The following is an 11,160-nucleotide window of genomic DNA, read 5'->3' as shown; positions in this document are numbered from 1 at the left end:
GTCGAGACCCGTGTCGGAAAACAAAGAACCCCACGTAGTGAAGTTCGTCTACGACTTCACCGAGGGAAACAAGGACCTCAAGGACCTCCTCGGCGGCAAGGGTGCCAACCTCGCCGAGATGACGAACCTGGGCCTTCCCGTCCCTCCCGGCTTCACCATCACCACCGAGGCGTGCAAGACGTACCTCGACAGTGGCGAGGAGCCGGCGGCACTGCGTGACGAGGTGAGTGCACACCTCGACGCCCTCGAAGCGGCGATGGGCAAGAAGCTGGGGCAGGCCGACGACCCCCTCCTCGTGTCGGTGCGCTCCGGGGCGAAGTTCTCGATGCCCGGCATGATGGACACCGTCCTGAACATCGGGCTCTCCGACAAGTCCGTGCAGGGCCTGGCGAAGCAGGCCGGCGACGAGCGCTTCGCGTGGGACTCGTACCGCCGCCTGATCCAGATGTTCGGCAAGACCGTCCTCGGCGTCGACGGCGACCTCTTCGAGGAGGCGCTCGACAAGGCCAAGGACGTCAAGAAGGTCGTCGTGGACACCGAGTTGGACGCGGCCGACCTGAAGAAGCTGGTCACCCGGTTCAAGCGGATCGTCAAGACCGAGGCCGGCCGCGACTTCCCGCAGGACCCGCGCGAGCAGATGGACCTCGCCATCCACGCGGTCTTCGACTCCTGGAACACCGACCGCGCCAAGCTCTACCGCCGCCAGGAACGCATCCCGCACGACCTCGGCACGGCGGTCAACGTCTGCTCCATGGTCTTCGGCAACCTCGGCCCCGACTCGGGCACGGGCGTCGCCTTCACCCGCGACCCGGCCAGCGGCCACCAGGGCGTCTACGGCGACTACTTGCAGAACGCGCAGGGCGAGGACGTCGTCGCCGGCATCCGAAACACCGTCCCCCTCGCGGAACTTGAGCAGATCGACAAGAAGTCGTACGACCAGCTCATGCAGATCATGAAGACCCTGGAGAACCACTACAAGGATCTCTGCGACATCGAATTCACCATCGAGCGCGGGCAGTTGTGGATGCTGCAGACGCGGGTGGGGAAGCGGACGGCGGGTGCGGCCTTCCGTATCGCGACCCAACTCGTCGACCAGGGGCTGATCGACGAGGCGGAGGCGCTCCAGCGGGTCACCGGGGCGCAGTTGGCGCAGCTGATGTTCCCGCGCTTCGACGAGGACGCGAAGGTCCAGCAGGTCGGGCGGGGCATCGCGGCCTCGCCGGGTGCGGCGGTCGGCAAGGCGGTCTTCGACTCGTACACGGCGGTGAAGTGGTCGCGTTCGGGCGAGAAGGTGATCCTGGTCCGCCGGGAGACGAACCCGGACGACCTCGACGGCATGATCGCGGCGGAGGGCATCCTCACCAGCAGGGGTGGCAAGACGTCCCACGCGGCCGTCGTAGCGCGGGGCATGGGCAAGACGTGTGTCTGCGGCGCGGAAGAGCTTGAGGTCGACACCAAGCGGCGCCGGATGACGGTGCCGGGTGGTCACGTCGTCGAGGAGGGCGACGTGATCTCGATCGACGGGTCGAGCGGCAAGGTGTACTTGGGCGAGGTCCCGGTCGTCCCCTCGCCGGTCGTGGAGTACTTCGAGGGCCGGATGCACGCGGGTGCCGACGACGCCGACGAGCTGGTCGAGGCGGTCCACCGGATCATCGGATACGCGGACCGCGTACGGCGGTTGAGGGTGCGCGCCAACGCGGACAACGCCGAGGACGCGCTGCGCGCCCGCCGCTTCGGGGCGCAGGGCATCGGCCTGTGCCGTACGGAGCACATGTTCCTCGGCGACCGCCGCGAACTGGTCGAGCGCCTGATCCTGGCCGACACGGACACTGAGCGCGAGGAGTCCCTCAAGGCGCTGCTCCCGCTCCAGAAGGCCGACTTCGTCGAGCTGTTCAAGGCGATGGACGGACTCCCGGTCACCGTCCGGCTGTTGGACCCGCCGCTGCACGAATTCCTGCCGGACATCACGGAGTTGTCGGTCCGTGTCGCCCTCGCGGAGTCCCGCCAGGAGTCCCACGAGAACGACCTCCGCCTCCTCCAGGCGGTCCACCGCCTGCACGAGCAGAACCCGATGCTGGGGCTGCGGGGTGTGCGGTTGGGCCTGGTGATCCCGGGCTTGTTCACGATGCAGGTAAGGGCGATCGCGGAGGCCGCCGCCGAACGCAAGGCGGCCAAGGGCGACCCGCGCGCCGAGATCATGATCCCGCTCGTCGGCACGGTCCAGGAGCTGGAGATCGTCCGCGAGGAGGCCGACCAGGTCGTCGCGGAGGTCGAGGCGGCAACGGGCACGTCCCTGAAGCTCTCGATCGGCACGATGATCGAACTCCCGCGCGCGGCCCTGACAGCGGGCCAGATCGCGGAGGCGGCGGAGTTCTTCAGCTTCGGCACGAACGACCTCACGCAGACGGTGTGGGGCTTCAGCCGGGACGACGTAGAGGCCTCCTTCTTCACGGCCTACCTGGAGAAGGGCATCTTCGGCGTCAGCCCCTTCGAGACGATCGACCGTGACGGCGTCGGCTCGCTGGTGCAGCTCGCGGCGAAGGCGGGCCGCGAGACCCGCCCGGACCTCAAGCTCGGCGTCTGCGGCGAACACGGCGGCGACCCCGAGTCGGTCCACTTCTTCCACGAGGTCGGCCTGGACTACGTGTCGTGTTCCCCCTTCCGCATTCCGGTGGCCCGGCTCGAGGCGGGGCGGGCGGCTTCGGCGGGGCAGGGGAGCGATCACCGGTAACCGGTAGGCCTACGGCCATCTGGACCCCGGAGCCGCCACCCGTCCCCGACCCTCAACCGATGGGCGGCGGTTCCGGATCACGAGGGGAGGGGCGGCACCCTGTGCGGGGGTGTCGCCCCTCTCCGCTGTCGTCCGGTGTCACTCGCAGGCGACGCCGTCCCCGTCCCGGTCGAGGTGGGAGTCGTAGCCGGGCTGCCCCGCGTACAGGGGGGTGACGCCGGCGGCGCGGGCTGCCGTGCAGTTCGTGTAGTACGTGCCGGCCCCTCCGCCGGAGTCGCCGCTACCGGAACCCGAACCGGATCCGCTGTCCACGGCGGCCTCGGCGGTGACCGTCTTGGTGACCTTGACGGTCCTGGTCGTGGTGACCGTGGGCGCGGGCGCCGGGGTGGCCGTCTCCGTCGTCGTCGCGGTGACGGTCATCGTCGGCTGCGGCCTGGCGGCGGCGGGCTTCGCGTCGGCCGTCGTGTCCTTCTTCGTGTCCTGGCCGGAGGCGCCGATACCGACGCCGACGAAGAGGGCCAGCGCGAGGGCCGGGAGCACATACCGCTTGCGTGCCCAGCGGGGCGCGGGCTGGGGAGCCGGTGGTACGGGTGGCATCGCGTACGGATGAGTCATCTCGTCCCCCTGTGTCTGGTGTGGCATGGAACGTAATACCGGGACGGGATACGCGAAGGAGGAGTGACCAACCTGTGATGGTCACGTCACTCGGTGTGCGGGGAGCGGGGCCGGTCCGGCTCTCGTACGCTCGTCGTGCACCGGGATGCACGTCTCGACGGAGGGAACCGCCCATGTCCGGCTGGAACGAGAAGGACGTCCCCGACCAGCGCGGCCGGGTTGCCGTCGTCACCGGGGCCAACAGCGGGCTCGGCTACGTCACCGCGCGCGAGCTGGCCCGCAAGGGTGCCCGGGTCGTGCTCGCGTGCCGGAGCGAGGTGCGGGGGAGTGAGGCCGCCGACCGGATCGTGGCCGAAGTGCCGGGCGCCGAGGCGCAGTTCGGGCGGCTGGATCTCGGGGATCTGGCCTCCGTGCGGGAGTTCGCGGGCACTTTCCCCTACGAGCGGCTCGATCTGCTCGTCAACAACGCCGGGGTCATGGCGATGCCGTACGGCACCACGGTGGACGGGTTCGAGACGCAGTTCGGGGTCAACCACCTGGGGCACTTCGCGCTCACCGGGCTGTTGCTGCCGGCGCTGCTCGACGCTCCCGACGCCCGGATCGTCACGCTCTCCAGCTTCATGCACGTGCTCGCCAACATCGACATCGACGACCTCAACAGCGAGCGCCGGTACAGCCGTTGGACCGCGTACTCCCGGTCCAAGACCGCCAACCTGCTCTTCACCCACGAGCTGGCGCGACGGCTCGCGGCGGCCGGTTCAGGGGTGGTCGCGGCCGCCGCCCACCCCGGGTACGCCGCCACCAACCTCCAGACCGCCGGTCCGCAGGCGGAGGGGCGCAGGGGCGCCGAGCGGTTCATGGAGATCGGCAACCGCGTCTTCGCCCAGTCCGCGGAGGCCGGCGCGCTGCCCTCCCTCTACGCGGCCACCGCCCCCCGACGTACGCCCTGATGCGTTCTTCGGCCCCCGTATCGCGATGTGGCGCGGGGCGCCCGCGCCGTCCTGGCGGGCACCCTGGACCCTCAACGACGCGATGGGGCAACGCCTTTGGGCCGCTTCGGAGGAGCTGACGGGGGTCGTCTACGACCAACTCAAGCCGTGAGTGGTTGAGTTACCGGCATTCAGGCCAACGGTCTCTACGCCGTCGCGCCGCTGTCCACCACCAGGTCCGTGCCCACCACCGACGCGGCGTCGTCCGAGGCCAAGTAGAGGACGGCGGCGGCCACTTCGGACGTGGCGGAGATGCGGCCCAGGGGGAGCGTGGCCCGTACGCGTTCGGCTCGGTCGGCCTCCGTCTCGCCCGCGCGCAGGGACATCGGGGTGTCCGTGGCGCCGGGGCTGACCACGTTGATGCGGACGCCCTCGCGGATGTGGTCGACGGCGGCGCCCTTGCTCAGGACGGCTACGGCGGCCTTGGACGCGGCGTAGGCGGCGGCCCCGGGGCTGCTCGTGTGCACGCCGAAGGTCGACGCAACGTTGACGATCGCGCCGCCGGACGGCTGGCTCCGCATCTGCCGGACCTCCGCCTGGAGCGCGAGGAAGACTCCGGTGACGTTGATGTCGAGCTGTGTGCGCCAGTCCTCCTCGGTGAGGTCGGCGAGGGGGCGTCCGCCCCGGAAGATCCCCGCGTTGTTGACGGCCACGTCGAGCGAGCCGTAGCGGTCCACGGCTGCCTGGACCAGGGCTTGGGCGTCAACTGCCCTCGATACGTCGGCGGTTACCGCGAGGGCCTTCCCGCCCTCGGCCTCGATCAGCGCGACGGTCTCGTCCAGCGGTTCGCGTCGCCGCCCTGCTACGACGACGTTCGCCCCCTCCGCCGCGAACGCGAGGGCGATCGCTCTTCCGATGCCCGAACCCGCCCCGGTGACGAGCGCGGTCCGGCCGGAGAAGCGGGCTGGTGTGTTGCGGCTGGTCATGATCTCCCCTTTTCTTGACCGATCGGTTCAATTTGAGGGCATAGGAAAAGGCCCTGAACAGCGAGGCGTCTCAGTCGAGCAACGTCAGCGCCTGCTCCGCCGCGTCCCGCACCCGAGCCGGCTCCCCGGATGCCCGGCCGACCACCCGCAGCCCCTGCATCAGCACCAGCAGCATGCGCGCGAGGCCGAGCGGATCGCGGTCGGCGGGCAGTTCGCCCTGCGCCTGCGCCCGTACCAACGCCGAACGCAACACCGCCTCCAACTGGTCCCAGTTGCGCTCCACCAGCCGGGTCGCGGCCACGTCGTGCGGGGCGAGTTCGGCCGCCGTGTTGGTCACCAGGCAGCCCAGCGCCCGGAGTTGCTCGTTCGCCGCCTCGGCCGCGTACCGCCGCACGATCGCCCGCACGGGCGGCAGCGCGGGGCCCGGCTGGGACAACTCCCGCACCATCGGGGTGAGTCCGGCCCGGTCGTAGCTCTCCAGAGCCTTCAGATACAGCTCGTGCTTGTTGCCGAAGGTCGCGTAGATGCTGGCCCGCCCGATGCCGAGGTGCTCGACGAGGTCGGACATCGACGTCGCCTCGTAGCCGCGCCGCCAGAACAGCTCCAGGGCTGCCCGCAGCGCGGCCTCGGGGTCGAACTCCTTGGTCCTGGCCATGTCCAGCAGCCTAGGTTTATCGAGAACGCTCAGTCAAGAATGCTCGTCCGACGCACAGGGGCTGGCCCGGTCACGCGAACTCGGGGATCAGCTCGCCCACCCGCCGGATGCTGTCCATGACCCGCTCGTGCGGGATCGCCCCCACCTGCTGGAAGCACATCAACCGGTCGATGCCCGCGTCCGCGTACGCCCGCAGCTTCTTGCGGCACGTGTCCGGGCTGCCGACGATCAGGGAGTCCTGCGCCATCAGCGCCTCGAACAGCTCGTCCTCGGGGACGGTCTCGCCCTGGAGGATGCGGCCGATGGCGAGTTGGGCCGCGTTGGGGGCCGTGTCGACCTCGTCGCGCAGGAACGCGCCGGTCAGGCCGCCGCCGGCCGGGTCGGCGAGGATGCCCTGCTGGATCGTCATCGTCTCGACGAACGCCTCCGCCGCCTCGAAGAAGGTCAGCGCCCGGGCCGTGTACCAGGCCGCCGCCGCTGCGGCACCCGACCGCAGCGCCTCCTCGTCGGTCTCCGCGCAGTGGACGAACGTGAAGAACGCGATCTGGTCGTTGACGAACGCTCCGGCGGGTTGTTCGCAGTCGGCTACGGCCTCCCGGTACAGCTCCACCAGCCGCGCCACCCGGGTCAGCGGCTCCCAGAGGGTCGTGCCCAGGACGCCCACCCCGCGCCGGCCCGCCTCCTCGAACGACGCCGGGCTGGACGCCGCCTGCCACAGGGGCGGGTGCGGGTGTTGGAGCGGTGCGGGGACGAGCGGCTGGTCGCCGGCGCCCGTCCACAGCCGGGGTATCTCCTCGAACGCCCGCTGGGTCTGCGCCCGCGCGCCCGCTGGGTCCACGCCGAACATGCGCCACTCCGGCGCCGTGGAACGCGTCAGGCCCAGCTCCACCCGGCCGCCGCTCAACTGGTCCAGCCAGGCGGCCCGTTCGGCCACTCGCCTCGGATGATTGATCTCGGCCGGTGCCAACACCGCCGCGTGGCCGAGCCGTATCCGGGACGTGCGCTGCGACAGCGCCGCCAGCAGCAGCTCCGGCGCCGAGCTGAGGCTGAACTCCGCCGCGCCGTGGTGCTCCACCTGCCACCAGCAGTCGTACCCGAACTCGTCGGCGAGCACGGCCTGTTCGACCGCCTCCGTGATCCGCCGGTGTTCGTGGTCCTCGGTCGCCCACGGCCTGGGGTCCTGGATCTCGCTGAACATGTCGAGCTTCACGTACTGAACTGCCCTTCGCTCCGGCCAACTTGCGATGGGAAGCGCTCCCACGCGGCCGGATCAGATTGCCGGGGAAGTGTGTTACAGCCGTGATGTTCCGCTGTGAGGCTCATGTGTAGGTGGGAGTGGTTCAGGGGGAGCGGTCCCGCCGCAGCGACGCCACCAGCAGTTCGGTGAACTGTGTCGCCGACCAGGACGTCCGCCGCCCCGTCGCCGTCTGCACCTGCGCCTCGCGCTGCCGGAACACCGGGTGGTCGACGGGGACGTACGCCACGCCCTCGGTCGCGGCGCTCTGATCTGTGTCGCCGAGATCGCCCAGATCGCCGAGGTCTCCGACCAGGGCGAGACCACCGCCCGCCCGCACGAACTCGTACTGCGGAGCGAGGCTGTCGCAGACCAGCGCCGGACGGACCGTGATCCCCTCCAACTGCGCCCCGATGTCGAAGAGTTCACGCTGGCTGGTGCCGGGCGAGGCCAGCGCGAGCGGGTACGCGCACAGGTCGGCGAGGCTGATGCGGTCGCGTCCGTCGAGTGCGTGGCCCAGCGGCACGATCGCCGTCACCGGGACCACGACCGCGCATTCGACGCGGACATCGTGCTGCGGGCCCATCGTGTAGGTGACGGCGACGTCGGCGAGCCCCTCGACCACGCGGCGGGTCGCCTCCTGGCGGGCGACCACGTCCACGCGGAAGGCCACGTCGGGGTGTTCGCGCCGGAAGCCGGCGATCGCCCGCGGCACCAGCCGGCGCGCGAACCCCTCCGAACAGGCGACCGCGACACTGCGCGCCTCCGCACCCCGCCCGGTCCGCAACTCCTCGACCAGCGTGGACGATTCGGTCTCCGTGCGGCGGGCGTGGGCCAGCAGCCGGGAGCCCGCCTCGGTCAGCGTCATCCCGCGCGGATGCCGGGCGAACAGCGGGACCCCGATCCCGGACTCCAGCTTGGCGACCTGCCTGCTGATCGCCGACGGCGCGACGTTCAGGGCGTGCGCCGCCTCGGTCACCGATCCGGTGCGGGCGACCTCCAGGAAGTAGGCGAGGTTCACCGGCAGGAGTTGCATGAGCCCTCTTCCGGGTCAGGGACTGCGTTGCCGAAAGTAGAACGCACCACGTCGCAAACGGCAATGGTCGCTCGCCCGATTCCGCCCTACTCTGCTGGAACGACGAGAGCGCACCGCCCGCCCCACCGCCGCCCTCCCTGGAGAAATCTTCCCGTGATCCCTGAGAAACTGGCCCGTAAAGCCGAGGAGTTCGTCGACTCGGGTGCCTTCTTCACCGAGCTGGCCACCATGGTCGCGTACGCCACGGAGAGTTCCCGTCCGGAGGGCCGCCTTGCCATTGAGGCATACCTCGACGAGTTCCTGACCCCCGCCCTGACCGCCCTCGGCTGTGAGGTCGCCCGCTACGACAACCCCGATCCGGCGGCCGGCCCCTTCCTGATCGGCACCCGCGTCGAGTCCCCCGACCTCCCGACCGTGCTCGTCTACGGCCACGCGGACGTCGTCGAGGGCCAGGCCGGCCGGTGGAGCGAGGGCCGAGACCCATGGACGCTGACCGCCGAGGGCGACCGCTGGTACGGGCGCGGCTCCGCCGACAACAAGGGCCAGCACCTGGTCAAACTGGCCGCGCTGCGCCTACTCCTCGCCGACCAGGGCTCGTTGGGCTTCAACCTGACCTTCCTACTGGAGTCCGGCGAGGAGATCGGCTCGCCCGGTCTCGCCGAATTCGCCGCCACGCACCGGGAGTTGCTGAAGGCGGACGTGCTCGTCGCCTCGGACGGACCCCGCCTGGACGCCACGACCCCGACCCTGTTCCTCGGTGCGCGCGGCGGCCTCGGCCTCCAACTCACCGCCGATCTACGGCCGGACGCCTACCACTCCGGCAACTGGGGCGGCCTGCTGCGCAACCCCGCGACCACCCTGGCCGGTGCCGTCGCGACCCTGGTCGACGGCCACGGCCGTATCCGCGTACCGGAGTTGCTGCCGCCCCCGATCCCGCAGGAGGTCCGCGAGGCACTCGCCGGTGTCACGGTCGCCGCCTCGCCCGGTGACCCGGTGCCGGACGCGGGCTGGGGCGAGCCCGAACTGTCCGCCGCCGAACGGCTCTACGCCTGGAACACCCTCGAAGTCCTCGCCCTCGGCGCCGCCGACGCCGACCGGCCGGTCAACGCGATCCCGGGCAGCGCCCGCGCGGTCCTCCAACTCCGTTACGTCGTGGGCACCGACGCCGACAAGGCCGCCGAGGCGGTCGCCCGGCACCTGGCCGAGCACGGGTACCCGATGGTCGAGGTCCGGGCGCTCGGCAGCTTCGCCGCGAGCCGCACCCCGCTCGACGACCCGTGGGTGCGCTGGACCAAGACCACGCTCGAAGAGGTCACCGGCGGCCCGATCGCCGTGCTGCCCAACATCGGCGGCTCCCTGCCCAACGCCGTCTTCACCGACGTCCTCGGCCTGCCGACCCTCTGGCTGCCCCACTCCTACCCCGGCTGCCTCCAACACGCCCCCGACGAACACCTGTTGGCGCCGATCGCCCGCGAGGGCCTCGTCCTGGCGGCCGGCCTCTTCCACGCGCTCGGCCGTCCGTCGGCGGACCGGCCGCTCCCCGTGCAACCCCGATAGTCCCCAGTCTCGGCACCCGCGCCCCGTCCGGCACACCCCTCCCCAACACCCGCCGGAAGGACCCCCGATGACCGCTCCGTCCCCCCAGCCCATCCAGTCCGCCCACCCCGACGACACCCGGGCGCCGAGCCGTCCCACCGCACGCCGTGCCATCGCGGTGGCCAGCATCGGCAACGCGCTCGAATTCTTCGACCTCGCCCTGTACGCGCTGATGGCTTCCTACATCGGCCGCACGTTCTTCCCCGGCGGCAACCCCGGCGTCCAACTGGTGCAGGCCTACGCCGTGTTCGGCGTGACGTATCTGATCCGGCCGCTCGGTGGGCTGCTGCTCGGCGCGTACGCGGACCGCAACGGCCGTAAGAAAGCACTGGTGTTGTCGATCCGGCTCATGGTGCTCGGCACGCTGCTGCTCGCGGTGATGCCCGGGTACTCGACCCTCGGTATCGCGTCGACCCTGGGGATCGTGCTCGCGCGGCTGATCCAAGGGTTCGCCGCCGGGGGCGAGTTCGGGGCGGCGACGTCGTTCCTGGTCGAGCAGGACGAGCGGCGCAAGAGCTTCCTGGGCAGCTTCCAGTTCGCCAGTCAGGGGCTGTCGACCCTCATGGCGGCCGGCTTCGCGGCGGTGCTCACGGCTGTGCTGTCGGATGCGCAGATGACGTCGTGGGGGTGGCGCGTGCCGTTCGCGTTCGGGCTGTTGATCGGACCGGTGGGCTATTTCGTACGGCGCTACATGGACGAATCCCCGGCGCTGGCACCGCAGTTGGAGTCGGCCGCCCCGAAGCCCTCCCCGATCGTGTCGGTCTTCCGCGACCACTGGGGCGGGCTGCTGATCGCCGGCGGTGCGCTGATCGTCTCGACCGCGCTGAACTTCATGCTCCAGTACCTGCCGACGTACGGCATCGGTCAACTGGGCCTGGACGCCTCGCTGTCGTTCACCGCGCTGTTCATCGCCGGGGCCGTCCTGACCTTCGTCACCCCGCTCGTGGGGCTGCTGGGCGACCGCCACGGCAGGCTGCGTTTCATGATCCCGACCGCGGTGCTGATCGGCGTGAGCGTCGTCCCGCTCTTCCTGTGGCTCAACGCCTCGCCGTCCTTCCTCACGTTCGCGCTGTGCACCACGGTCCTCGCCCTGCTCAAGGCGGTGTACTTCGGCACGCTGCCGTCGGTGATGGCCGACGTCTTCCCGGCCCGGTCCCGCGCGACGGGCCTGTCCTTCAGCTACAACACGACGGTCGCGCTCTTCGGCGGCTTCACCCCGACGATCGCCGCGGCCCTGATCGAGGCGACCGGCTCGCCGGTGGCACCGGGCTACTACCTGCTGGTTACGGCCGTGTTGAGCGCCGCGGCGCTGACGACCGCGCTGCGCACGCACCGGATCCGCTGAGGGAAAAAGAGGGGAGGGAGCCGTGGTGCGCCT

8 protein-coding genes and 1 pseudogene are annotated in these 11,160 nt (G+C 70.7%); 4 read left to right on the top strand and 5 right to left on the bottom strand.

All coding sequences use genetic code 11. From position 1 onward, the window contains the following. The first annotated feature begins 10 nt into the window (after positions 1 to 10). Positions 11 to 2,731 (top strand): pyruvate, phosphate dikinase, encoded by a 2,721-nt coding sequence (ppdK, locus tag R2B38_RS11855; RefSeq protein WP_318016201.1) that lies wholly within the window; start codon positions 11 to 13, stop codon positions 2,729 to 2,731. A gap of 138 nt (positions 2,732 to 2,869) precedes the next feature. Here the strand turns inward: ppdK and R2B38_RS11850 are convergent, their stop codons facing one another. Further along, entirely contained in the window at positions 2,870 to 3,346 is a 477-nt protein-coding gene (locus R2B38_RS11850) for an excalibur calcium-binding domain-containing protein (protein WP_318016200.1), read from the bottom strand. Between the two features lie 173 nt (positions 3,347 to 3,519). Between R2B38_RS11850 and R2B38_RS11845 the strand changes: the two are divergent. Next, positions 3,520 to 4,447, top strand: a pseudogene (locus R2B38_RS11845) (oxidoreductase). A gap of 34 nt (positions 4,448 to 4,481) precedes the next feature. Here R2B38_RS11845 and R2B38_RS11840 read toward each other — a convergent pair. The 4 genes from R2B38_RS11840 to R2B38_RS11825 all read right to left on the bottom strand — a co-directional run bounded on the left by R2B38_RS11840 (position 4,482) and on the right by R2B38_RS11825 (position 8,186). After that, on the bottom strand, positions 4,482 to 5,261 hold the full coding sequence (locus tag R2B38_RS11840; protein WP_318016199.1) for a glucose 1-dehydrogenase: 780 nt from the start codon (positions 5,259 to 5,261) through the stop codon (positions 4,482 to 4,484). Positions 5,262 to 5,331: 70 nt separating this feature from the next. Next, on the bottom strand, positions 5,332 to 5,916 hold the full coding sequence (locus R2B38_RS11835) for a TetR/AcrR family transcriptional regulator (RefSeq protein ID WP_318016198.1): 585 nt from the start codon (positions 5,914 to 5,916) through the stop codon (positions 5,332 to 5,334). A 70-nt stretch (positions 5,917 to 5,986) separates the two neighbouring features. After that, entirely contained in the window at positions 5,987 to 7,126 is a 1,140-nt protein-coding gene (locus R2B38_RS11830) for an LLM class flavin-dependent oxidoreductase (protein ID WP_318016197.1), read from the bottom strand. Positions 7,127 to 7,256: 130 nt separating this feature from the next. Beyond that, entirely contained in the window at positions 7,257 to 8,186 is a 930-nt protein-coding gene (locus R2B38_RS11825; RefSeq protein WP_318016196.1) for a LysR family transcriptional regulator, read from the bottom strand. A gap of 153 nt (positions 8,187 to 8,339) precedes the next feature. Between R2B38_RS11825 and R2B38_RS11820 the strand changes: the two genes are divergently transcribed. Next, on the top strand, positions 8,340 to 9,743 hold the full coding sequence (locus tag R2B38_RS11820) for a M20 family metallopeptidase (protein WP_318016195.1): 1,404 nt from the start codon (positions 8,340 to 8,342) through the stop codon (positions 9,741 to 9,743). Between the two features lie 67 nt (positions 9,744 to 9,810). Beyond that, on the top strand, positions 9,811 to 11,127 hold the full coding sequence (locus tag R2B38_RS11815; protein WP_318016194.1) for an MFS transporter: 1,317 nt from the start codon (positions 9,811 to 9,813) through the stop codon (positions 11,125 to 11,127). Positions 11,128 to 11,160 lie beyond the last annotated feature (33 nt).

This window comes from Streptomyces sp. N50 (assembly GCF_033335955.1).
GTDB lineage: Bacteria > Actinomycetota > Actinomycetes > Streptomycetales > Streptomycetaceae > Streptomyces.
This window is presented reverse-complemented; position numbering and strand designations above follow the sequence as displayed.